Source organism: Paenarthrobacter nitroguajacolicus (genome assembly GCF_051027655.1).
Taxonomy (GTDB): domain Bacteria; phylum Actinomycetota; class Actinomycetes; order Actinomycetales; family Micrococcaceae; genus Arthrobacter; species Arthrobacter nitroguajacolicus.
Map to the genome: position 1 here is coordinate 3,264,381 of NZ_CP073234.1, position 24,264 is coordinate 3,288,644.

15 protein-coding genes are annotated in these 24,264 nt (G+C 62.1%); all 15 read right to left on the reverse strand.

The genetic code is table 11. The features are described 5' to 3' along the window. Nucleotides 1-22 precede the first annotated feature (22 nt). Entirely contained in the window at nt 23-4,204 is a 4,182-nt protein-coding gene (locus tag KCX59_RS15500) for an ATP-binding protein (protein ID WP_179019770.1), read from the reverse strand. A 176-nt stretch (nt 4,205-4,380) separates the two neighbouring features. After that, nucleotides 4,381-5,970 (reverse strand): glutamine-hydrolyzing GMP synthase, encoded by a 1,590-nt coding sequence (guaA, locus tag KCX59_RS15505; protein ID WP_091468881.1) that lies wholly within the window; start codon nt 5,968-5,970, stop codon nt 4,381-4,383. 107 nt (nt 5,971-6,077) lie between these two features. Next, nucleotides 6,078-6,578, reverse strand: coding sequence for a DUF3817 domain-containing protein (locus tag KCX59_RS15510; protein WP_054809347.1), 501 nt, complete (start codon nt 6,576-6,578; stop codon nt 6,078-6,080). Then, nucleotides 6,575-7,432 carry an SURF1 family protein gene (locus KCX59_RS15515; protein WP_179019768.1) on the reverse strand — a complete coding sequence of 286 codons (858 nt, stop codon included), beginning with the start codon at nt 7,430-7,432 and terminating at the stop codon, nt 6,575-6,577. The genes KCX59_RS15510 and KCX59_RS15515 overlap by 4 nt, the downstream gene beginning before the upstream one ends. Before the next feature lie 112 nt (nt 7,433-7,544). After that, complete coding sequence (locus KCX59_RS15520) at nt 7,545-8,033, reverse strand: PTS sugar transporter subunit IIA (RefSeq protein ID WP_091468888.1); 489 nt, start codon at nt 8,031-8,033, stop codon at nt 7,545-7,547. A gap of 47 nt (nt 8,034-8,080) precedes the next feature. After that, a complete protein-coding gene (locus KCX59_RS15525; RefSeq protein WP_179019766.1) occupies nt 8,081-9,835 on the reverse strand; it encodes a glycerol-3-phosphate dehydrogenase/oxidase in 1,755 nt (584 codons plus the stop codon). A 167-nt stretch (nt 9,836-10,002) separates the two neighbouring features. After that, the gene (locus tag KCX59_RS15530) at nt 10,003-11,139 is read right to left on the reverse strand and encodes a GuaB3 family IMP dehydrogenase-related protein (RefSeq protein ID WP_091468893.1); all 1,137 of its coding nucleotides are present in this window, start codon (nt 11,137-11,139) and stop codon (nt 10,003-10,005) included. 42 nt (nt 11,140-11,181) lie between these two features. Next, nucleotides 11,182-13,068 carry an ABC transporter ATP-binding protein gene (locus KCX59_RS15535; protein WP_178997123.1) on the reverse strand — a complete coding sequence of 629 codons (1,887 nt, stop codon included), beginning with the start codon at nt 13,066-13,068 and terminating at the stop codon, nt 11,182-11,184. A 103-nt stretch (nt 13,069-13,171) separates the two neighbouring features. Then, entirely contained in the window at nt 13,172-14,683 is a 1,512-nt protein-coding gene (guaB, locus tag KCX59_RS15540) for an IMP dehydrogenase (RefSeq protein WP_091468897.1), read from the reverse strand. Nucleotides 14,684-14,927: 244 nt separating this feature from the next. Next, nucleotides 14,928-17,009, reverse strand: coding sequence for an acyltransferase family protein (locus KCX59_RS15545; RefSeq protein ID WP_179019764.1), 2,082 nt, complete (start codon nt 17,007-17,009; stop codon nt 14,928-14,930). Further along, nucleotides 17,006-19,069, reverse strand: a complete 2,064-nt coding sequence (locus KCX59_RS15550) for an acyltransferase family protein (protein ID WP_179019762.1) — start codon at nt 19,067-19,069, stop codon at nt 17,006-17,008. The genes KCX59_RS15545 and KCX59_RS15550 overlap by 4 nt, the downstream gene beginning before the upstream one ends. 216 nt (nt 19,070-19,285) lie before the next feature. Further along, nucleotides 19,286-20,386 (reverse strand): flavin-containing monooxygenase, encoded by a 1,101-nt coding sequence (locus tag KCX59_RS15555; protein WP_179019760.1) that lies wholly within the window; start codon nt 20,384-20,386, stop codon nt 19,286-19,288. Further along, a complete protein-coding gene (locus tag KCX59_RS15560; RefSeq protein WP_178997131.1) occupies nt 20,383-20,700 on the reverse strand; it encodes a hypothetical protein in 318 nt (105 codons plus the stop codon). Before KCX59_RS15560 ends, KCX59_RS15555 begins: the two co-directional genes overlap by 4 nt. Nucleotides 20,701-20,816: 116 nt before the next feature. Next, nucleotides 20,817-22,454, reverse strand: coding sequence for a response regulator transcription factor (locus KCX59_RS15565; RefSeq protein ID WP_179019758.1), 1,638 nt, complete (start codon nt 22,452-22,454; stop codon nt 20,817-20,819). 173 nt (nt 22,455-22,627) lie between these two features. Next, a complete protein-coding gene (groL, locus tag KCX59_RS15570; protein WP_017200315.1) occupies nt 22,628-24,241 on the reverse strand; it encodes a chaperonin GroEL in 1,614 nt (537 codons plus the stop codon). Nucleotides 24,242-24,264 lie beyond the last annotated feature (23 nt).

The following is a 24,264-nucleotide window of genomic DNA, read 5'->3' on the forward strand; positions in this document are numbered from 1 at the left end:
TGGGTCTGCTGCCGGATGGAGCTCATCCCCAATGCGGGGGCTTCTGTTCCTTCAGCCACTGTTCATGGTCGTAGCCGGAGTCGTCGCCCCATCGCCGGGGATCATCCTCTGCGGCCTTCGTAGGAAGAATTCCGTTGGAGGCTGTCTTAGCTGCCGTGGCCTTGGCATCCGCGGCTTCTTCAGTGGCATCGTTGACCGGCTCGCCGGAGTCCTGCGCGGCGCGGTCTTCTGTGCCTGTTTCCTGATCCATCAGTGGTGCTTCTTTCCCATTCTCCGCGTAGCCTTTGGTCGCGGCGACGCCATGTTCTTCACGGGCAACGGCCTGAGCTTCGCCGTCTGCATGGACGGCGGAGCCCTGGTCCACCCTCTGGTCTTCATTGCCCGGATTCAATTGTTCACCATCCGAATGCAGGAAGCCATGGTGGGCAGAAGCGGACTGGGCGATGTGGTTCTCAAGCCCCAGGTACGAACCGATCCGGTCAGCGCAGGAGGACGGATCCGTGAACACTTCGATCGTCCAAAGCGACATGTAGCGCCAGCCCATACGCTCAAGCAACTGCGGCCGCAACCGGCTCCGTTCACGGACGCTCATCCGCCGGTACCGTTCAGTGCCATCCGATTCGATGGCGACAGGGGTGGGGATTTCCGCACCCTCGCGGCCAATGGTGTGGACGGGGTCCGCGGCCGCCGCGATATCCAGCACACCATCGTAAAGATGCCAGACCCGGGCTCCACGTGCACGCAGGCGTTCGCCAAGATCGGCCACCAACGGATCCTCACCCAGCGCCTGCTCACTAGCTACAGCGCGGGAGGCAGGTGTTCCAAGGTTACTGTTACCGGAGAGTTCCCGGTCCAGCAGTTCATAGAAATCCACTGCACCATGGGCCAGGCGATCAAGGTCGAGATCCTCAGGCCGGAAGCACGTGAGGACGTGCATGGAGCGTCGAGCGCGCGTCATCGCCAAGGCAAAACGGTTTCGCCCACCTTCGGTGGACAACGGGCCGAAGGAATGGAGCGCACGGCCGTGCGGAGTGCGGCCATAGCCCAGCGAGAAGATCACGTGGTCACGCACCAGCCCCTGGGCGCGCTCAAGGTCCACCACCCGGAAGGACTCGGGGCCCGCTCCGAAGAAGCTGGACAAAAGAGTGTGGTTAGGCAATTGGAGCCTGATGGCCTCGCCGATCCTGGCAGCATGGCGCAGGCTTGCGGTCACCACTGCCAAGGAAGTACGGGGCCGGAGCCTGGCGTGTTCGAAGACAAGGTCCACCACGCGGTTCACTTCTGCAGTGACAGACTCAACGCCCTCATGGTCCGCTCCGGGCAGCCCGGTGCCGTCGGGTATGTACTCCACGTGAATCGATCGATCCAGGCCAGTGACCGAATTGCCGTCCGGCAGGCGTCGCAGACCGCCGTCGTAGTAGTTCTTGCTCAACTGGAGGATCAAGTCCTCGTCCACCGCGCGATAGACCCAGTTCAATTGCCAGGTGGGCAGGACCCGGGCCAAAGCCTTGAATGCACTGTCCACGTTTTCATGGCTGGCAACCCCGGCAACCGGAGGTTCCACGGCCACGCTGAAAGTACGCGCATTGGCGATTTTTGCATCACCGAAGGCAACTACCTGTCGTGCTCGGGCGATCGCGGGAAGAACCGCCTGCAGAGAGGTGGATTCGGCGTCGATGACCACCACGGCGTCGAACTTTTGCTCGGCCGGGAGAACGCCTGTGAGCAAATAAGGGCTGACGGACCACACAGGAACCAACAGAGGCACAAGATCCGGTGCTTGGGCGCTCAAGGCGGGCAACGTCACACGGCCGTCCTTCAACAAGGCACGGAGCAACTCCGCCTGCCTCGGGTGCTCAAGAAGGCCCTGACGCCACTTCTGGGCCAGCTGCCAACGAAGGCGGGCGGCGCCACTGGCAATGTGTGCTTGGTCGGCCAGGCGATATTCAGCTTCCAGGCGCCGCAGCGAATCACCGTCGGACATGGCGAGGTAGTCATCACCACTGATCATGGCTTCCAAAGCGGACTGCCACCAGGCAAGGTCCAGCTCGGCCGCTACGGACGACGCCGGGACTTCCCGGGCAGCAAGGTCGGCAAGCAGTTCGCCGAGCCCGTGCTCCCGCATTTCCTCGATGAGGAGTGTTCGCTCAGGAAGGGTCTCCAATGTGGCCGTGTCCGCGACGAGACGCTCGAGGCGTTCCATCAGTTGCAGATACGGCGTCTCCTGCAACGAACCGCCATCGGACGTGTGCTTGAGCGAATCACCAAGACGGCGCAGCTCGGCGTCGAGTTCGCGGTAGAGGGCCCCGAGATCGGCAAGGCCGGATGGCACCGCCGGGTGTCGCTGGGTTGTGGCATAGCCTGCCCACAGGGCGCGCTGCTCCTGGACAAGGACCAGGGAGCTGTGGAGGTCCGCGATGTGGACACCGGGGCGTACGTACTCCTTGGCGACCCGGCGCAGGCGTGAACGCTGCATGGAAGGCATCTCAAGATTGCGCTCACGGCGCCAAGCGGAACTGGCAGTGGCTGAGATGAGGTCATGCACCGGCCGGTCGAAGATGTCCGGAGTGAACTTATCCAAGCTCTCGCGGACGGCGATCAGCAGTTCAAGCTGCGCACCCCACTCGGTAAAGGTTTCGCCCAGGCGAATCTCGGCGTGATCGGAAACCTGCTTCATGCGATCCCGCAGGACGGGGAGCTTCTCCTCGGCCAAGCGTGCCAGCTGCTGGGCTTCCTCGGTCTCCTTACGGGTGACCAAACGGGCGCCATACCAAGGGCTGGAAGTGGAGGCCCGGCTGAAGCTACCAAGTTCGGCAGCGCGACGAAGGCGCCCCGCGAGCTCTTCACGGTCCTTGATATTGTCCAGGACGCTTCGCTTCAAGCGCACAGTAGTGGAGGGTGCCGGATGGATGGACGTCAGCTCGGCGAGTGATTGCATCGCTTGATAGGGCGAGCACCCCCAGCGCTCACGGACGTTGTGCAGCGAGGCAACATGATCCATCAAGGCATGACGGTGGCCTGTCAGTGTCTGGTGAAGGTTGCCAAGCTGTGGTTCAAGCGCTTTCTCATTGCGCATGATGGCCCTGACCAGCTGACCCTTGAGTTGCTGCGGCGTGGTCCCGTTACCAGGCCTGAAGAGCACCGATTCGAGGCCCAGCGATTCAAGGTGGGCGGAAAGACCCGCGAGGCTGGCTTGCCTGTCTCCTACCACCAACACGGACTTGCCTTCGCTGACTAAGGCACCGATAGCGTTGATTGCCGTCTGCGTCTGCCCACTTCCAGGAGGAGTGGAGACAACCAGGGAGTCTCCCGCGCGAACGGCGTCCACCACGTACTGCTGGTCCGTATCGGCGTCGAGCAAGAGAAGTTCGTCGGCCGGGTCCCGAAGATCCAAGCTGGGGAACCTGCCCGCTTTAATGGGCTCCGGCTCAATGTCGCCGCCATTGGCTGCGGTCGAGAGGGCCGCAACCGTTGGGTTGTTCATGTTGATCCAGGGATCATCCAGGTTGCCCGAAAGGTCAGCCAGGGTAGTGACCAGCAGGTTGAACTCCACCTCTGCACCATGGATAGGCTTAATGAGCGTGGACAACCGGTCCAGAACCGGCTGGGGATCCAGCCGGGCCGTGTTGTAAGCCATGCGTGCTACAGCGTTGACGTCGAAAACGATGCCGTGGACTGTCTTCAGGTGACGCACCAGCGCGGGGTTCATGCGTGCTTGTTCGGTGAGCTGAAGTTCGAAGTCGTCTTCGCCCGGCCTGACTGTAAGGACGATGGACGTGAGCATCACTGGTGCGGAGACGCGCTGCGGCTTACCACCAACGGCCGAGGTCCACACCACTGTCCCGGCGGACAAGTACCCGGCCTCGATGCCGCGGTCGTTGCTGAGCTCGAAGATCTTGGACCGGATGTTGCGGGCCGCCCTGGCCGCCACCAAGTACTGTTGGCGGTCCCTGATAAGAGTGGACAGCCGTGTTCTGCGACCGGCGAGCAACTGAGCCAGCCCGGAAGGGTGGGCATTGCTGAGATCGATCGCGCCTTCGGGTGTCTTGACGAAGCGCAGCATCGTATCTGCCCCGGTGACGGGTTTGAGACCAGACAGCCATTTGCGGAGCTCTTCGGAGCCCTCTTCCTGGCCTTGACCTACTGACACGACTTCTGCCTTCTTTTCTGTACTAGCTTTAGACGCCTTGGACCATACCGGCATACGTTCGAGGGTAGCGGGAATCCTCGTTCAGCCCGCTCCGCAACGCTGTTCCAACGTGAAATTCGCCGTCATTTCACAGTTGGCAGCATTTCCTGGGGCAAAGACGTACCCCGGATGACGTTGCCCGGTTCAAGCACAGTGGCCGGCCTCCCAAAGGAAGCCGGCCACTCAGAATGCTATTCCCACTCGATGGTTCCCGGAGGCTTGCTGGTGACATCCAGTACCACGCGGTTAACGCCGTCCACCTCGTTGGTGATCCTGTTGGAGATACGTGCGAGCAGGTCATACGGCAAGCGCGACCAGTCTGCCGTCATGGCGTCTTCGGAAGACACCGGACGCAGCACGATCGGGTGGCCATAAGTCCGGCCGTCGCCCTGAACTCCAACGCTGCGGACATCGGCCAGGAGGACCACCGGCATCTGCCATACGTCATTGTCAAGGCCGGCAGCTGTCAGCTCGGCGCGGGCGATGGCATCAGCCTTGCGCAGAAGGTCCAGGCGTTCCTTGGTCACTTCGCCCACAATGCGGATTCCCAGGCCGGGACCGGGGAACGGCTGGCGGCCGACGATTTCCTGCGGGAGGCCGAGCTGGGCGCCAACGGCACGGACTTCGTCCTTGAACAGGGCCCGCAGTGGCTCGACCAGCTCAAACTGCAGGTCCTCCGGAAGCCCACCAACGTTGTGGTGGCTCTTGATGTTGGCAGCACCCTCGCCACCGCCGGATTCGACGACGTCCGGGTACAGCGTGCCTTGGACGAGGAACTTGATCTTTTCACCCTCGGCAGCGGCCTGGGCAATGATGGCCCGTTCCGCTTCCTCGAAGGCCCGAATGAACTCCCGGCCAATGATCTTGCGCTTGGTCTCGGGATCACTGACACCGGCCAATGCCGACTGGAAGCGCTCCTGCTCGTTGGCAACGTACAGGTTGACACCCGTTGCTGCCACGAAGTCGCGTTCAACCTGCTCTGCTTCGCCTTCACGCAGCAGGCCGTGGTCAACGAACACACAGGTCAGCTGGTCGCCGACAGCACGCTGGACGAGAGCGGCAGCCACTGCAGAGTCGACACCACCGGAGAGGCCACAGATGACCTTCGAGTCGCCGATCTGCTGGCGGATACGGTCCACCTGCTCTTCGAGGATGTTGCCCGTGGTCCAGTTGGGGCTCAGGCCCGCGCCCTTGAACAGGAAGTTCTCCAGGACGTGCTGCCCAAGGACGGAGTGCTTCACTTCCGGGTGCCACTGCACACCGTAAAGTCGCTTCTCATCGTTGGCGAAGGCAGCCACTGGGGCTCCGGCCGTAGTTGCCAGCACCTCGAAGCCTTCGGGGGCTTCGTGAACGGAATCGCCGTGGCTCATCCACGTGTTCTGGGACGCCGGGACTCCGTCGAGGATGGAGCGTGCGTCACCCACCAGGAGTGCTTCGGTGGCACCGTACTCCCGCAAACCGGTCTGGGCCACCTTGCCACCCAGGGCATTCGCCATGGCCTGGAAGCCGTAGCAGATACCGAAAACGGGAACGCCGGCCTCGAAGAGGTCAGCACCCACGAACGGGGCGCCCTCGGCGTAGACGCTGGAAGGCCCTCCGGAGAGAATGATGGCTGCCGGGTTCTTGGCCAGAAGCTGCTCGGTGGTGAAGGTATGCGGAACGATTTCCGAATACACATTCGCTTCGCGGACGCGGCGGGCAATCAGCTGCGCGTACTGGGCACCGTAGTCAACAACCAGCACCGGCTTCTGGGAAGTTTGGGGTGCGGTGGGAGTAGTCACCAGACAAGACTACTTTGCCGGGCCGCCCCGGTGCACGTTGACAAGGGCGGCCAAGGCCCAAAACAGGGCCTGCCGTTAGGCATCTCACACCGGGACGCCGTGAAGTCCTAGTAGCGCTTGGACGCCTGCGGGTTGGCTGCGAGTTCCGCTTCCACCTGCGCGTGGAATTTCTTCTCCACGATGAAGGACAGCAGCGGGATGACTCCGCCCAGCGCCAGAAGGACCATTTTGGAGAAAGGCCAGCGCATGAGCGACCACAGGCGGAAGTTTGAAACCAGATACACCACGTACATCCAACCGTGCACGATCAGCACGGAGGTGGAGATGTTGAAGCCACCGATGACGCCCTTGGGTTCGGATTCAGCAAAGCCAAAGCCAAAGGGTTGACCCGTAACCGCATTCGTGCCGCCCGCGAAGAGCGAGACACCAAAGCCGTAGCGGGCAATCAACTCGGCGCATAGCAGGAGCAGCATGGCACCTGTCAGGTATGCCATGACTTTGTAGAACTTCAACGCCGAACGGATCTGCGCTTCCGTGCCGCCGAAGCGTCGCTTCTTGGGCTTGGGTCCGGAATGTTCGGGCTGGATAGCCGGTTTTGGCTCAATCATTGCTGCACCTTATGTTCTGGCTCTGGGCTTGTGGGTTCTGTGGCTGCTTCGGGGTGGCCCGTTTCGTCGAAGTCATCATCCTCGTCTTCGTCTTCTTCGAGGTCGCGCCGGTAGTCGTCCTTCACCAGACGCCACCAAATGAAGATCGAGAACCCGGCAAAGACAACCCATTCCACCGCATAGAAGAGGTTTAGCCAGTTGACTTGTTCTGCAGGGGGCTGCGGCGGGATATTAAGTGCTTTGACGTCACCGTCAAGGGGAATGGTCACTCCGCCTGAGGCCTCGGATGTCGCGGCGACGAAACCCTGATAGCTGGAGACTTCCCACTTGTTGATGAGCTCCGCCGTTGAGACTGCAGACGCCCGGTCTGGACCGGCGTCGACGTTTGGAAGCGGCGCTTCGGATGGGATGAGGCGACCCGTCAACGTGATGGTTCCCGACGGCGGCGGGCCGGCTTGGGCGGGGTCCGCCACCCAGCCGCGGGCCACCGGAATCCAAGTCTGGGGCGAGGCGCCTGCGCCCTTGATTGTGGGAGCGTTGTTGACGGCAAAGGCTGAGACGATCCAGAAGCCTTTTTGCTTGTTGTAAAGGCGGCCTTCAACGAGGACCTGCTTGCCGGGATCGTACGATCCCGTAGCGGTGACCATCTGGTCCGAGACAGAGCCGGGGAAGAACTGGCCCGGCTGGAGGACGTCCACCAGCGGTTTCACTTCTTCGATGCTGGACGGAGCGGGGGGCTCGTGCTGGGCGGACCGGCTGAGCTGCCATTGGCTGAGCAGCACAAACACCCCGGACAACAGAAGCGCAAAGACCAGTCCTGCGATCCAGCGGGGTTTCAACGCGGTTTTCAACACCCCTTAACCGTACTTCGTCCGGCTGTAGAACAACGAAACGAGGTTGGCTAGAGTGGGGCAGCAGGGTCCCTACGTGGCGACGAAGTCGACACGAAAGGGCCTGCCCCAATCTCTAGTGGTCGAAGAACACGAGGCTGGAGTTGATGAGTTCGGAGATGACCTCGGTATCGTGTGCCCGGCGAAGGGACTCCCGGAATGACTCCTTGGAGAGGGAACGCGCGAGCGTGGCAAGAACCTCCAGGTGGTCGGAGAAGGAACTGGCCGGGGTGGCGATAAGGAGGACCAGGTTTGCCGGACCGTCAGTGGCGCCGAAGTCCAAGGCATGGCCAAACTTGGTCACGCCTACCGCAATGGAGATCCTGTCCACGAATTCGCTTCGGGCATGCGGCAGTCCTATGCCACCCGGAAGCCCGGTGGCAAGCTGGTGCTCACGCGAATGCACTTGCTCCAGGAAGCCTTCAAGATTGGAGATCCTGCCTGCTGCGTGGAGCCTCTGAGCCAGTTGCGCTGCGGCATCGATCTTGTCTTTGGCAACAAGTTCAAGGATGACCGTATCCGGGGTGGTCAGTTCCGCGTCGTAACGGTCAAGTGGTTCAGCCAAGTTATGTTCCCTCCATGTGGCCTCCCGGCCTCAATTCCTTGAGCTGGTCAGCGAAGGGGAACGATGTCATCCACTCCCATGCGCGCGGCATCGGCCGATTCGTCATCGGGTTGCTGCTGACTAAGTCGTTCAGCTTCCACGCGCGCCAGGTAGTGCTTGATTTCGCTCTCACGCTGGGTCTCGCTCCAGCCAAGGATTTCTCCCATCAGCTTAGCTACAACGGGCGCGGCAGACACACCCCGGTCCCACGCTTCGATGGAGATCCGGGTGCGGCGGGTCAGAACGTCGTCAACGTGGCGCGCGCCCTCGTGGGTTGTTGCATAGACAACTTCGGCAGCCAAGTAGTCATCCGCTCCAGGAAGGGGCTCACCCAGTTCCGGCCGTCCAGCGATAATGTCCAGGACTTCGGGGGTCATGGATCCGAAACGGTTGAGCAGGTGCTCCACGCGTGCCACATGCACACCCGCCTGCTCGGCGGACCTGCCGCGACGGTTCCACGCGGCTTTGAATCCCTCGGCGCCCAGGAGCGGAATTGTCTCAGTGCAGCTGGAGGGAACACGTTCGTCCATGGCCCTGGTTGCCTCGTCCACGGCGTCTTTGGCCATGACACGGTACGTTGTGTACTTCCCGCCGGCTACCACCACGAGTCCGGGCACGGGGTGCGCCACCACATGCTCCCTGGACAGTTTGGCAGTGGAGTCATTGTCACCAGCGAGCAGGGGGCGGAGGCCCGCGTACACGCCTTCCACGTCCTCGCGGGTCAGGGGACGCTTGAGAACCTTGTTGACATGTTCCAGCACATAATCGATGTCCTTGCTGGAAGCTGCCGGGTGTGCCTTGTCCAACGTCCAATCGGTATCTGTTGTGCCGATGATCCAGTGCCTGCCCCAAGGGATCACAAAAAGCACAGATTTTTCGGTGCGGAGGATCAACCCGACCGTGGATTGGAAGCGGTCGCGCGGCACCACAAGGTGGATTCCCTTGGAGGCCCGCACCTTGAGTTGCCCACGGTCCGTCACCATTGCCTGGGTTTCATCGGTCCATACGCCTGTAGCGTTGACCACCTGCTTGGCCCGGACCTCGAAGACTGTACCATCCTCCTGGTTTTCCACCTTGGCACCGACCACGCGTTCCCCCTCGCGCAGGAAATCAACCACGCGGACGCGGTTCGCTGCATGGGCGCCATAGTGCGCCGCAGTCCTTACAAGATTGACCACCAGACGGGCATCATCCACCTGGGCGTCGTAGTAGCGGATGGATCCGACGAAGGCATCTTCTTTGAGGCTAGGAGCTGCGCGCAGGGTTCCGCGCCGGAAGAGGTGCTTGTGCATGGGGACGCCCCGGCTGTGGCCGGAGGTCAGACCCAAGGTGTCGTAGAGCATAATGCCCGCACCGACGTAAGGGCGCTCCCAGATGCGGCGCGTCAGCGGGTAGAGGAAGGGGACGGGGCGCACCAGGTGCGGCGCGATCTGCTGGATCAGCAGCCCCCGTTCCTGAAGGGCTTCCTGGACGAGGCCAAAATCCAGCATCTCCAAGTACCGCAGGCCGCCATGGATGAGCTTGGACGATCGGGAGGAGGTTCCGGACGCCCAATCCCGAGCCTCGACGATGCCTACCGTGAGGCCACGAGTCACTGCGTCCAGCGCTGCACCGGCTCCTACTACTCCGCCGCCAACAATCAGGATGTCGAGCTCTTTGCCCGGCTGGGCAGTGGCTTTCAGGACTTCGATCGACGCGGCACGGGATTCCGGGCTCAGTGCTCCCGGGGAATTCACCTGCGGACCGCCTGCGACATTGCTCATCGGACCCCTCCTCAAACGCAACAGCTGGTAGTCACCTACCCTACTTGTTGCTCGCCTCCTTGGGCAGGGCACGGGTGCAGCCGCGATCGGAAGAACCGCCCCAACGAAGAAGGCCCGTGTTGGCTCCGATGGTGATCGGAGCCAACACGGGCCTTCAGCGACTAGTTTCAGTTGCCTGCGTAAGGAGAAACCACGACGTCGACGCGCTGGAACTCCTTGAGGTCCGAATAGCCGGTGGTCGCCATGGAGCGGCGCAGGGCGCCGATAAGGTTCGACGTCCCGTTGGTGTGGTGGCCGGGTCCGAAGAGGACCTCTTCCAACGGACCAACCGTTCCGACGTTGACGCGATCGCCGCGGGGAGATTCGAGGTGGTGTGCTTCAGGACCCCAGTGCCAGCCCCGGCCCGGTGCCTCTTCGGCGCGAGCGAGTGCACTGCCAAGCATTACGGCGTCGGCACCCATGGCGATGGCCTTGACGATGTCTCCGGAGCTGCCCATGCCGCCGTCGGCAATGACGTGGACGTAACGTCCACCGGACTCATCCATGTAATCGCGGCGGGCGGCAGCGACATCGGAAATGGCTGAAGCCATGGGTGAGTGGATACCGAGGGCGCGACGCGTAGTGGTGGTGGCTCCGCCGCCGAAACCGACCAGGACACCGGCAGCGCCGGTGCGCATGAGGTGCAGGGCAGGCGTGTAGCCGGCTGCTCCGCCAACAATCACCGGAACGTCCAGTTCATAGATGAACTGCTTGAGGTTCAGGGGCTCGTGATTCTTGGAGACGTGCTCAGCCGAAACCGTGGTTCCGCGGATGACAAAGATGTCGACGCCGGCAGCCACCACGGTCTTGTAGTGCTCCTGGGTGCGCTGGGGGGTCAAGGACCCTGCAACAGTCACGCCGGCGGCGCGGATCTCCGCCAAGCGGGAGCTGATGAGTTCAGGCTGGATGGGTGCCTGGTAAAGGTCCTGCATGCGACGCGTCACGGCGGGGCTGTTGGTCTCGTCGGCCAAGTCCGCGATCTCGTCAAGCACCTTCTGGGGATCCTCGTAGCGCGTCCAGAGGCCTTCGAGGTCAAGGACGCCCAAGCCGCCGAGGCGACCAAAAGCGATGGCAGTATCCGGGGACATCACGGAGTCCATGGGAGCCGCAATAACGGGGGTGTCGAACTTGTAGGCGTCGATCTGCCAGGAGACAGAGACGTCCTTCGGGTCACGCGTCCGGCGGTTCGGGACGATCGCGATGTCATCCAGGGAGTAGGCACGACGCCCACGCTTGCCACGGCCAATCTCAATCTCATAAGTCACTGCTCGAGTTTATCCCACCAAAACGAAGGCCCCGTTTTCCCCCTAGGTGTTCCGGCTGGTTTCATCCACCGACAGCTGGGATTCGAACATCCGGAAGTAACGTCCCCTCAATGCCACCAGTTCCTTGTGGGTTCCCTGCTCGGCAATGCGGCCGTCCTCCAGCATGTACACGATATCTGCCTTCTCGATGGTGGCGAGGCGATGACTGATGGCAATGATGGTGCTGCTCCGGTCTGCGAAAAGCCGGGTGAAAATGCGATGTTCCGCCAAAGCGTCGATGGCTGACGTGGGCTCGTCCATGACCATGAACGAGGCATCGCGGTAGAAGTTGCGTGCCATGGCCAGGCGCTGCCATTGGCCACCCGACAGCCCGCTTCCCTTGCGTCCCCGGGGGTCCTCCATCCAGTTGCTGACGTGGTTCTCCAGGCCGTTGGGCAACTTGTTAATGAACTCCATGGCTTCGGCGTCCGAGGCCGCCCGCCGGATCCGGTCGTCGTCCCGGGGCTGGTCCACGTCGCCGAGATAGATGTTCTCCGCCGCGGTGGCGAACTCGTATTTCAGGAACTCCTGGCTCAGCACTGCAAGGTGCCGGTGCCAACTGGTGACGTCGATCCCGGCAAGGTCCACGCCGTCAAGCAGCACTTGGCCGGAGTCGGGGCGGTACAGTCCAGCCAGGATTCGGATCAGCGTTGATTTGCCTGCACCGTTCTCCCCCACAATGGCGATGTGCTGACCTGCCCTGATGGTCATGGAGATGCCCTTGATGACCTCGATGTCACTCCCCGTGTAGCTGAACCGGATGTCCCGCAGCTCCACGGTTGCGGGCGACGACGACAGCGGCTTTTCTTTCCCGCTTGGGATAGGGAGGGCCATGAAAAGCTCATAGTCCTTGAGGTTGGCGAGGTCCTCGTCAATGGAGCTCAGGGAAGAGACAAGGCTGTTGGCGGTAGACAGCGCGCGGCTCACAATCTGCTGCACGTACAGGAACTGTCCAACTGGCTGCGCCCTGGCGATGATCTGGCCAACAACCCAGATCAGGGACACAACCTCGGCCCCGTACTGCAGGGAATCGGCGGCAAGCTGCTTGGGAATGTACCGCTTTTGGAAGTCCAGGCGCCTGCGTTCGTCAGCATCCCGCAGCCTCGATCGCAGATCCATGAGGTATCCGACGATCCCGTACAGCCGCATCTCGGCAATGTGTTGGGGCCGGAGCAGGTTTTGTTCGATCATCCGGCGTTGCCGCCTCGAATCCACCTGCGTATTCCAGTGCGCGATCTGTTCGCGGGACAGTTTGAACTGCAGGTAGACGCTGGGCACGATGGCCACCAGTACGATGACTGCGATCCACCAGCTGACCAGGAGCAAAGCACCGATAGCCAGGACCACGGAAACGAACTGTGTAAAGATGGCGGCTATCCGGTCCAGGACGCGGGCATACGAATCGGAGAACCGCTTGGCGCGGTCGTAAAGATCCACCGTTTCTTTGTCGTCATAGCGCCAGAATTCCAGTGCGAGGAAGCGCTGGTACATCATGTCGCCCACGATGGCGCCCACCTTGAAGCTCATCAACTGCTGGATGTAGCGGTCAACGCTGCTGAAGGCGCCCCAGAACAATCCCAGTGCTGCGGTGATGATGACGTACAGAATGGCCCGGGGACCGGCGTCGGGGTCTCCCGCGTAACCGGCCGCCAGTGCTGTGGTGGTCAGTGCAGCGAAATACGTGGTGACCAGCGGCAGAGTGGCCGAAATCAGGGACCCTGCCACCTTCATGATGACTGCGCCGGGTGAAGCTTTGAAGCTCACCTTGAGGACCTGCCCGACGGCGCGCGCGTATGGCCGCAAGGCGAGCTTGCGGGGCGGCGCCCCCGGTGGGACCGAGTTCAACCGGACCGACTCCGGGTGCCGCGATTGTGCGGGCTTTTCTGACATGTGCCCAGCCTATTCTTCGGGACCGACATTTATGTCGCGTCCTGTTAAACAGCTGTTCCCCGTGGAAACTTCCACGGGGAACAGCTGTTGGGCAGATGGGTGATCAGCGGGAACCGTAGTTCGGCGCTTCGACGGTCATCTGAATGTCATGCGGGTGCGATTCCTTCAGGCCTGCGGGCGTGATGCGGACGAACTTGCCGCGTGCCTTCAGCTCCGGGATGGTGGGGGCGCCCGTGTAGAACATGGTCTGGCGGAGGCCACCCACCAACTGGTAAGCCACGGAGGCCAGCGGGCCGCGGAAGGCAACGCGGCCTTCGATGCCTTCGGGGATGAGCTTGTCGTCGCCCGAGACGTCGGCCTGGAAGTAGCGGTCCTTGGAGTAGGACGTGTTCTTGCCGCGCGACTGCATGGCGCCAAGGGAGCCCATGCCACGGTAGCTCTTGAACTGCTTGCCGTTGACGAAGATGAGCTCGCCCGGGGACTCTTCACAGCCGGCGAGGAGGGAGCCCAGCATCACGGTGTCGGCTCCGGCAACCAGTGCCTTGCCAATATCGCCCGAGTACTGGAGTCCGCCGTCGGCAATCAGTGGAACACCGGCGGGGATTGCTGCCTTGGCGGATTCGTAGATGGCGGTGATCTGCGGCACGCCCACGCCGGCGACGACGCGGGTGGTGCAGATGGATCCCGGACCCACGCCCACCTTGATGCCATCAGCACCGGCGTCGATCAGTGCCTGGGCACCTTCACGAGTGGCTGCTTGGCCGCCGATGATGTCCACGTGCGCGGCAATGGGATCCGACTTCAGGCGGCGGATCATGTCCAGTACACCTTGGGAGTGGCCGTTGGCGGTATCAACGAACAGTGCGTCCACGCCGGCGTCGACGAGCTTCATGGCGCGTTCCCAGCCGTCACCGAAGAATCCGATGGCGGCACCTACGCGGAGGCGGCCTTCGTCGTCCTTGGTGGCCAACGGGTACTGCTCAGCCTTGGTGAAGTCCTTGGTGGTGATGAGGCCCATCAGGCGGCCTTGCTCATCAACGAGCGGGAGCTTCTCGATCTTGTTGGTGGCCAGCTTGTGGGAGGCTTCCTCACGGCTGATACCCACATGACCGGTGATGAGCGGCATCTTGGTCATGGCATCGCTGACGCTGCGCAGCGGAAATTCAGATTCGGGAATGAAGCGGGTATCGCGGTTGGTGACGATACCCAGCAGGCGTCCGTCCGTGTCCACGACGGGAAGCCCGGAAACGCGGTAGCGGGAACACAGCTCGTCCAGCTCCTGCAGCGTGGCCTGCGGGCCGATGGTCAGCGGGTTGGTGATCATGCCGGATTCGCTGCGCTTGACGCGGTCTACGTGCTCGGCCTGGTCATCGATGGACAGGTTGCGGTGAACCACGCCCAAACCACCCTGCCGGGCCATGGCGATGGCCATGCGGGATTCGGTCACGGTGTCCATTGCTGCTGAAAGCAAAGGAGTCTGTACGGAGATGCGCTTGGAAATGCGGGAGGACGTGTCAGCGTCGGACGGGATGACGTCCGTGTGGCCGGGCAGCAACAGGACGTCGTCGTAGGTCAGGCCTACAAAGCCAAAGGGATCGTGTTCGGGCTGGGTCATGAGTGTGCGCCTCTTACCTGGGTTCCGGGGGCTTAACTGGTAGGGGTTGCAACTGATGACCAGCCCGTCATTACGGGACTGGCCTGTGCAGAGAGTACCTGTGCAAAAGTTACCTGTGCAGAAGGTATTGGATAAATACTAGAACCTCCGCGCCGATCGCCATATTCCGCGACGCCTGACTGTGAGCAACAGCACTGGCGGCAGGCCGTCGTCGTACGTTTGAAACAGCCGGCGAGCGCGGAACCTAGCTTGCGGACCAACCGGTAGCGGCCAGCAGCCGCTGTTCAAACATGGGGATCATGGTTTGAACATAGGTCTTGGTGAGGTGGTTGTCATCCTTATACACGTAGACGTTACCAACCACCGCGGGACAGGTCCCTTGCTCGCAGATGAAGTCGCTCATATCCATTAGGTAGAGCCGCTCCACCTTGCCTACATAGTCGTCCATAGGTGATGACGCCGCCAAGGACTCTTCAAGGGGCACATTGCAGTCGGGCGAATCCTTGCCCTTCTTCTGCACGCACTCGGGCATATTGAAGCTGAACCGCGGGTTGTCCCGGACACCCACCACATCGATTCCCAGGTCCGTGAACGGCTTGATGCCTTCGAGGTATCCGGGCACTTCGGTTTCAAAGGGAGCATCGACGTGCGTCTTGGATGCCACGGTGAAAACTGCGTCGGGCTTGTGCTCCATCACGTAGGCGGAGCTTGCCTTGTTGAACTCGTTGCAGAAATCGGGGCGCTCCGGCGACTGGGCACCGAACCGGCAGCCACCTTTAAGCAGCGTCACCACTTCCCAGCCGTGCTTTTTGGCAATCGGGCCAAGAGCAGCCGTGTACTGCTGGGAATGGGAATCACCGAGCACCACGATCCTCTTGGTGACCACCGCCGGTTCCTCATTTTGCAGGCAGTCCTGCAGCAACGGATCGCTGGGTACGTTGTCGCCGGTGCACTTGCCGTCGACGTTTGCCCACTCGTCCTTCATGGCTGCGGGCGCGGGGATGATGAGGGCTTCTTCGCTCGGCTCACCGGCGTACTCCGGGGACAACGCGGCAGCACCCGGCGTCAGTTCGTGGGGCTGATCCGCAATCGCTGCAGCTTCAGCAGTGATGGCGCTTTGCCACACCGTGACCGGCAACGCCAACAGCGCACCGCACGTGGCAATCACGACGGCGGCCCGCCAGGACCGCACGTCCGGCCACTTCCAGCGGCGCAGGGGAACTTCCACATACCTTGTGGTGGCTACCGCCAACAGCATGGAAACCGTCATGATTCCCAGGCCTTGGAGGAGGCTGGGCGCGGTAGTGCCGGTGGCCAGGAGGAAGAACACCAAAACCGGCCAGTGCCACAGGTACAGGGCGTACGAGTTGTCACCCACCATGACCAGTGGGCGTGAGCCCAGGAGACGGTCGGCACCGAAGGGGCTACCGCTCTGACCCGCGATGATGACGGCTGCAGCCGCAAGGGTGGGCCAAAGGGCTACGAAACCCGGGAAGGAGCGGTCCACCGTGAGCATCAGCCCGCAGGCGAGCATCGCTGCAATACCTGCCCATCCCAGGAAAACACGGAACCGGCGTCCCGGTTTCAGGTATGGGATCGCCAGAGCGAGAAGGGAACCCAGCGCGAATTCCCATAGGCGTGCACGGGTGTCAAAGTAAGCGTGGGCTTGGTTGTTGGCGGTCTGCTCGATGGAGAACACGAGTGATGCCAGGAAGACTGCGCCGAAGGCGAAGAACAGCAACTGCCTGTGGGTTGCGGCCTTCCGCTGCGGAGACAGCTTAGCCAGCTGCGGTTGCAGAAACGCGACTCCGGCGAAGATCAACGGCCACAGAATAAACACCTGGCCTTGCACGGATAGCGACCAAAAGTGTTGCAGGGGGCTGGCGTGAACGTGCTGCTGGGCGTAGTAGTCCACCGCGAAAGCGGCCAACTGCCAGTTTTGCCGGTACATGAGGGATGCCCAGGCCTCGGTGAGGATATCGGGCCACCGGCTCTGCGGTATGAGTGCCCAGGTGCCTGCCAGGGCTGCCAGCAAGACAACGACGACGGCGGGCAGCAACCGCTTGAACACGTGCAGCCAATGCCGCAGGAGTCGTAATGGCTTATGACTTTCGAGCTTGCGCGTGAAGGACAGCGTCAGCAGGAAAGCCGAGATCAGCAGGAAAACGTCCACGCCGCCCGAGACCTTGCCGAGCCAGATATGGTAGGCCGCGACCATGAGCACTGCCAGGGCACGCAGGCCCTGGACTTCCGGGCGGAAGCCGGGTTTCGACGTCGTGGATTCCTTGCTTGGCGGGGCAGCCGTTCTTGCGCGCGTGTCCATCATCGTTGCCACCCTGTCGCGGCAAACCACCTTTCATCGAGCATGCCCGACATGCTCTTGACGTACGTTTTGGTCAGGTGGTTGTCATCCAGGTACACGAAGGTGTTACCAATGATGGGCGGGCAGTAGATCCCCAGGCACACAAGGTCGGTCATATCCAGCAGGACCAGGTCCTGGTATTTACCCGCCACGGCGTCAAAAGGACTGGGTTCGGCCAGGACGTCCGACTTCAGCGGACGGCAATCAGGGCTGTCCACCCCTTTGGCGAGGGCGCAGTCCGTCAGGCTGTAAGTGAACCTTGGGTTATCCCGCACTGCCACCATTTGGATGCCCAGTGCCGTGACCTCGGGAACGAGGTCCTCAAAGCCGTGGGTCAGTCTTTCGTCAGGCAAGGACGACACAGCCGCTGTGCCCACCATGAAGATGGCATCCGGCGTATGGTCCCGGATGTGGCTGCGCACTTCACTGTTGAACTCGTTACAGCCAGGCTCCGACTCGGGGTCTTCAGTCATGAAGGGACACGCCCCGTACAGCAGCGAGTAGAGGCGCCAATGATGCTGCTCGGCCAATACTTCCATGGCGGCAAGCCACTGCTGGGAGTGGGAGTTGCCTACCACCAGGACTGTCTTGGTGGCGTCGGAACCCACACCGTTCTGCCGGCAGTTGTCCTGCAGCAACTGCGACTCGGGTTTCGTGTCTCCGGAGCACCCCTCGGGCAGTTGGGCCCAGTCACGCCCGATCCTTTCCGCGGTGGGCTGAGTGAGCGCATTTGGAGCCGCTTCATTCACGTACGTTGGCAGGAGTGCCTTTGCCCCGGGATTGTCGAAGACCATTCGCGCCTCTGCAGCTTGCTGGTCCAAGTCCAGCTTGTACTGGAAAGCGAGCAGGGGCGCGGAAACGACTGCCAGGCACGTCGCGATTGCGATGACCGAGCGGCGGCGCTTCATCTCGGGCCATTTCCATTCCCGGAACGGCTTCTCCACGAACTTGGTGGTCAGGAAGGCCAAAACGAGTGACAGCGCAATGATGGCGGTGCCGGAAAGCCAACCGGCCTGACCCTTGCCGCTCCAGGCCAGGGCAATTACCAGGATGGGCCAGTGCCAGAGGTATAGGGCGTAGGAGTTGTCACCGAGCCGGACCAGGAATTTGGAACTCAGGATCCGGTCCACCCCGAAACGGCTCCCGGTCTGACCGGCTGCGATCACCGCGACCGCGGCCAGCGTAGGCCACAAGGCGACGAATCCCGGGAACGCAGTCTGTACCTGCAACAGGATTCCGCAAGTGAGCATCGCTGCCACCCCCACCCATCCCAAGATCACACGGACGGGTTTGGAGAAGTCCAGGCCCGGTAGCACCAACGCCACCAGCGTGCCCAAGGCGAACTCCCACAAACGGGCAAAGGTATCGAAGTATGCCACGGCCTGGTTGCTGGCTGTGAAGATGATGGAGTAGATGAACGACACCAGGAAAATGATGGCGAAAACATACACCAGAGTGGCGCGGTAGCGGAGGGCAAAGCGGCGGCACACCAGCGCAACCGTCGCAAAGATGATGGGCCACAAAATGAATACCTGGCCCTGGATGGACAAGGACCAGAAGTGCTGAACGGGGCTCGCCATGCTGTGGTCGGTGGCATAGTAATCAACCGCCAGGTCCTGCAGCAGCCGGTTCTCAAAGTAAAACAGCGAAGCCCAGGTTTGCTGGACAATTTCAACCCAACGCGTGGCTGGCAGGAAAACGAAGGTTGCTGCGAGAGTGCCCACCAGGACAACGACGACGGCGGGCAGCAGCCGCCTGAACAGGTGCAGCCAGTGGCGCACAAGGTCCATGGGGCGGCCCTGTTTGTAACGTCCCGTGAACTGGAGGGTCATGAGGAACGCTGAAATGAGGAGGAAGACATCAACGCCTCCGGAGACCCTGCCGATCCAGATGTGGTAGCTGACCACCATCAGGACTGCGAGGGACCTAAGGCCCTGGATTTCGGGGCGGAACTTAGACTTTGCAACGGGTCCGGCAGCCCGCTTACCGTGGTGGGCAGGGGCTGGAATCGTTGGCGTCGTCACGTTAGGCAGTTCCTCAAAGCTCTGGCACAAAGCATCAATATTACGCGGTTTCAGTCGCGCAACCGATGTGGAAGGGTGTCCCTGGCCGCCATCCGAAGCCCCATCAGCACAGGTCCAGCCATACATTGTGCCCCCCGAACCTGTGCGTGACCTGTGCTGATACTCCCCGCTCTCGTTAACACTGCAGCCGGCCACGCCCCTCACTAACGTGACCCATTACACGTTCACCAGTCCGCTGGAACGCGGTGCGGCCACCCGACGGGCAAGGTAGCGCGCGTCCCGTCCGACACCCGGAAGGGTCGCCGAAGCCGCAGCGAACAGGAATTCCTGGCCGATGAAGAACACACCTGGAACATCGGCCACCACTCCCCGCTTTTGCAGCAGCCTGCCGGCCCCGTCCACCACGGGCACCCGGACCCACGAGTAGTCGTCCCGGTAACCCGTGCACCAGATAACGTTGGCAGGTTTGACCGTTTGGATGTCTCCGCCAACTTCCGGATACCCGTCCCGGACACCGGTGACCCTGGGCAGCAATTCAACACCTGCAGCGCGCAGTTCCTTGGTCCTGGTCCGGATCAGCGGCGCAGCCTTCTGCATGAACTTTGGAGCAACCTTGCGGCCAACAGGGGTGTCCAGTGTGAGCACGTGCAGGCCCGCGAAACGAATGACCGGAAGCACGAAGCGCGCTGCTGCACGTCCGTGGCGCACGGGGAGCTCGCCACCGGGGCCTCCCGCCACAGCGGTCGGATGGCTCCCGCTAACCTCCAGGGCGATCTCCGCCCCTGAGTTCCCCAGTCCCACCACCAGGACAGGGCCGGGCTGGAGCTGGGAAGGATTCTTGTAGTCCTGGGAATGGAGTTGGAGTATGTCCGCCGACAGTTCCCCGGCGAAGGCCGGGGTCTTGGGCACGCGGTATCCCCCCGTGGCAATAACCACGTTCCTGGCATGCCATGCTCGCTGCCCGGAGGTGACTTGGAATCCATCCCCGTCGCTCTCAAGGCCGTCGACACGCACATTGTGTACGATCGGCAGGTCGAAGCGACGCTTGTAGTCCTCAAGGTAGTCAGCCAGCTCATCCTTGGTGGGGAAACTCAACCTGTCGCCGGGGAACGGCACCCCGGGAAGGCCGTCGTACTTGCCGGGAGTGAACAGCCGCAGGGAATCCCATCGCTGCCGCCAAGAGTCTCCCGTCCTGGCATTTTCATCCACTATCAGGAAGCTGCTGCCTTCTTGTGCCAGCCAATATCCAATCGCCAAGCCTGCCTGTCCACCTCCTACTATGAGCGTGTCTACTGCTGGGTTCTGGCTCCAGTTCATGGCTTTTTCCCTTCAATTACTGGTTCTCCGATGGGTTCTTTGTGTGTGTCTTCAGGAACCTTCCGGTAGCGCAGGCACCACAGGAGCATGAGGGCAGACGCCACAACGTAGAAGGAGTGCAGCAGCCATACGGGGCCTGCCGGAAGATCAAAGACATAGAACGAATGCACTGCGTTGGCCACGTTGGTGGTGGCGATGTTGCCGACGCTGTATGACTCAAGGTCCTTGGTGCGCACGGCCTTCAGAAGCATGGGGAGCATGCTGGCGGCGAAGAGCACGGTGGATACGGTGCCGGCAAGCAGTGGAATGTTCATACAGCCAAGCTATGAGTCCAGCCCCATCCACCGCGTCGGCAGAATGACCCATTCCCACCCGAGCTGCATGGGTACTTATGCGCACAGGCGAACGAGCGTTACCTCAACAGATGGCGTTAGCTCAACAGGTGGTGATCGAACGCATACCGGGTCGCAGCCACGCGCGATGGCACAGCGAGTTTGGTGAGGATATTGCTCACGTGCCGCGCAACGGTCTTTTCGCTGAGGTAAAGGGATCGGGCAATGGTTTTGTTCGCGTTGCCCTCCGCCACCAGACGCAGGACCTCCAGTTCGCGGACAGTAAGCGGCGAGTTGGTGCCTTGATCGCGTTCCCCACTGATGCCCACTACTTCTGAGGCCGCGGGAGCGGCACCCAGCTCCACGAATTCCGCCCGGGCCGCTTCGAATTCCATGGTCGCCGAATCAGGGTCGCCCAGCGCCGCGCAGGCCCTGCCCGCGAGCACGCGGCAACGGGCTGCCTCATACGGGGCTTCAAGGGAGAACCACAGCCTCCATGCCGTCCGTGCCGCCATCAGGGCAGCTTCCGCGCTGCCTTCAGCCAAGAGCACGCTCGCCTCCGCGTGGGCAGCGAGGGCAGCTTCCAGAGGGCGCTTTTCCGGGTCAACAAGGGACGCAAATTCGCTGGCAGCGGACCTTGCCGCTGTCAGCTCACCGGCGGCGAGTTCCACCTCAACAAGAGCCGGAAGAAGTCTTCGCCGGTTGGCAGGATCCGATGCTGCCACTGCCCGACGCATCATGGACTGGGCCTGGGGGCCGTTCTGCTGGGCCAATCGCACCAGGGCCATACCGGGAAGAGGCTCGAAACCCGTCTCCCCGGCCCTTGCATAGGCAGCTTCGGCTTCGGCCAGGCTTCCCCTGAGACGGAGAATTTCCCCTTGCTGGTACCAAGCGCCGTAAGTGGCTTCCGGATCGCCCCGCCGCGCACGGTCTTGGGCAATCCGCGCCGCGGCAAGGGCGTCATCCCATGCGCCATGGAGGAGAAACAACTCCGCCCGGTGGGATTGGCATTGCCCGCTGAACATAACCATGTCCGGCCTGTCCCCGCACCATTTCTCCAACGCGGCCGTCCACTCCTGGGCACGGCGGACATCCAACACCAAACGGCAGTTGCCGATCACCGCACAGTAGATGATCCCGGACGGGATGGGCGAAACTTCGCCCGCGATGACCGAGACCATCACTTCATCAAGAAGTTGAAGGCCCTCATCAGGGAATCCGAGGGTGAGCCTGGCGGTTCCGACGCCGAGCTGGCCCAGCGCCATGAGGTCCTTGTCCTGGAAGTGCCGGCCGATCTCCAACGCCCGGCTGAAAATCGCAAAGCTCGCCTCCGGAGCTCCTCCGTACAGGGCACCAAGTGCCTCCGGCACCAACAGGTAGCCCTCCGCTGCGGTAGGGCTATCCAGCCCTTCCACCAGATGCTTGGCCCGGGACATCCAGCCGCTGCTGCGGGCGGGCTCACCGAGATCCATCAAGTACAGCACCAGCCACGCTGCGCAGCGTGCGGCACTATCCGTGTCGCCCAGCGTGATGAATTCGTCGTGCGCCCGGGTCAGGTAGGCCACGCCCTCGGCGTCTTTGCCCAACAGCATCGCTACGGAGGCCACCAACTCGATATCTTGAGGAGGCAGTCCCCCTGCGGTGTCGGCGCGTGCGAGGCATTCGAAGGCATCGCTCCAGCGGTGCTCGGAGAATGCCGAGCGTCCCAGGTCCAAAGCTGTGGCAGGCATCGTCATGGCTCACCCGTCGGCGTCGATGCGCCCCGTTGACGCACCCAAGCCGCCGTATTAGCGTCAGGTTACCGCCGCCGTCGTGCGCTCACAATAGCTGAGCGACACAGGCCACGACACCACCCCGGAAACAACAGAAGCCCCGGTCAAGGCGACCGGGGCTTCTGTATAACAGGCTCTTAGTGCTGGTGGCCTGCGTGTGCGTCTTCTTCCTCAGCCGGCTTCTCGGCAACCAGGGTCTCGGTGGTGAGAACCAGGGCAGCGATGGAAGCGGCGTTGCGGAGAGCCGAACGGGTGACCTTGACGGGGTCGATCACGCCAGCGGCGATCAGGTCCTCGTACTCGCCCGACTTGGCGTTGAAGCCGTGGTTGGCTTCCAGCTCGGAAACCTTGGCAACAACCACGAAGCCATCGAAGCCGGCGTTCTGGGCGATCCAGCGCAAAGGCTGAACCAAGGCGCGGCGGACGATGCCCACAGCAGCTGCCGCGTCACCCTCCAGGGCCTTGACGGCCGGGGACTCGTCCAGCGCCTTGAGGGCGTGGATGAGAGCGGAACCGCCACCGGAAACAATGCCTTCTTCGAGGGCTGCACGCGTGGAGGAAACAGCGTCCTCGATGCGGTGCTTCTTTTCTTTCAGCTCAACCTCGGTGGCTGCGCCAACCTTGATCACGCCGATGCCGCCGGCCAGCTTGGCCAGGCGTTCCTGCAGCTTTTCCTTGTCCCAGTCGGAGTCCGTCCGGGTAAGCTCAGCACGCAGCTGCGCCACGCGGTCGGCAACGTCCTGGGCCGTGCCGGCGCCGTCAACGATGGTGGTGTTGTCCTTTGTCACCGTGATACGGCGAGCGGTACCAAGTACCTCGAGGCCAACGCTGTCCAGGGTCAGGCCGAGGTCCGGGGAAACAACCTGGGCGCCCGTGAGCGTCGCGATGTCCTGGAGCATGGCCTTGCGGCGGTCGCCGAAGCCCGGAGCCTTGACGGCAACAACGTTGAGCGTGCCGCGGATACGGTTGACGATCAGCGTGGAGAGGGCTTCGCCTTCGATGTCTTCAGCAATGATGAAGAGCGGCTTGTTGGCCTGCAGGGCCTTTTCCAGCAGCGGCAGGAAGTCCTGCAGCGAGGAGATCTTGCCCTGGTTGATCAGGATGAGGGCGTCTTCAAGAACTGCTTCCTGGCGCTCTGCGTCGGTGACGAAGTACGGGGAAAGGTAGCCCTTGTCGAACTGCATGCCCTCGGTGAGCACCAGTTCGGTCTGGGTGGTGGAGGATTCTTCAATGGTGATGACACCATCCTTGCCAACCTTGCCGAACGCCTCGGCCAGCAGTTCGCCAACCTCGTCGCTCTGCGCGGAGATGGCTGCGACGCTGGCAACCTGGGTGCCTTCGACTTCGCGGGCGTTCTCCAGGAGGCGGGCTGCGATGGCTTCGACGGAAACCTCGATGCCGCGCTTGATCTCGCCAGGAGCGGCGCCGGCAGCAACGTTGCGGAGGCCCTCCTTGACCAGGGCCTGTGCCAGCACGGTGGCCGTGGTGGTGCCGTCGCCGGCGACATCGTTGGTCTTGGTTGCTACTTCCTTGGCCAGCTGTGCGCCAAGGTTCTCGTAGGGGTCGTCAAGCTCAACTTCGCGGGCGATGGTCACACCGTCGTTGGTGATCGTGGGAGCGCCCCACTTCTTGTCCAGCACGACGTTGCGGCCGCGCGGGCCAAGCGTCACCTTGACAGTGTTGGCGAGCTTGTCGATACCGGCCTCAAGAGACCGGCGGGCAGCATCGTTAAAAGCAAGCTGCTTTGCCATGGTTGTGTCCTTTCAAGACAGAA

Coding starts and splice junctions, on each gene's coding strand:
- KCX59_RS15565 (WP_179019758.1), bottom strand. CDS start 22,454: ATGACGATGCCTGCCACAGCTTTGGACCTGGGACGCTCGGCATTCTCC.
- KCX59_RS15535 (WP_178997123.1), bottom strand. CDS start 13,068: ATGTCAGAAAAGCCCGCACAATCGCGGCACCCGGAGTCGGTCCGGTTG.
- KCX59_RS15510 (WP_054809347.1), bottom strand. CDS start 6,578: ATGATTGAGCCAAAACCGGCTATCCAGCCCGAACATTCCGGACCCAAG.
- KCX59_RS15555 (WP_179019760.1), bottom strand. CDS start 20,386: ATGAACTGGAGCCAGAACCCAGCAGTAGACACGCTCATAGTAGGAGGT.
- KCX59_RS15545 (WP_179019764.1), bottom strand. CDS start 17,009: ATGATGGACACGCGCGCAAGAACGGCTGCCCCGCCAAGCAAGGAATCC.
- KCX59_RS15500 (WP_179019770.1), bottom strand. CDS start 4,204: ATGCCGGTATGGTCCAAGGCGTCTAAAGCTAGTACAGAAAAGAAGGCA.
- KCX59_RS15525 (WP_179019766.1), bottom strand. CDS start 9,835: ATGAGCAATGTCGCAGGCGGTCCGCAGGTGAATTCCCCGGGAGCACTG.
- groL (WP_017200315.1), bottom strand. CDS start 24,241: ATGGCAAAGCAGCTTGCTTTTAACGATGCTGCCCGCCGGTCTCTTGAG.
- KCX59_RS15560 (WP_178997131.1), bottom strand. CDS start 20,700: ATGAACATTCCACTGCTTGCCGGCACCGTATCCACCGTGCTCTTCGCC.
- guaB (WP_091468897.1), bottom strand. CDS start 14,683: ATGACCCAGCCCGAACACGATCCCTTTGGCTTTGTAGGCCTGACCTAC.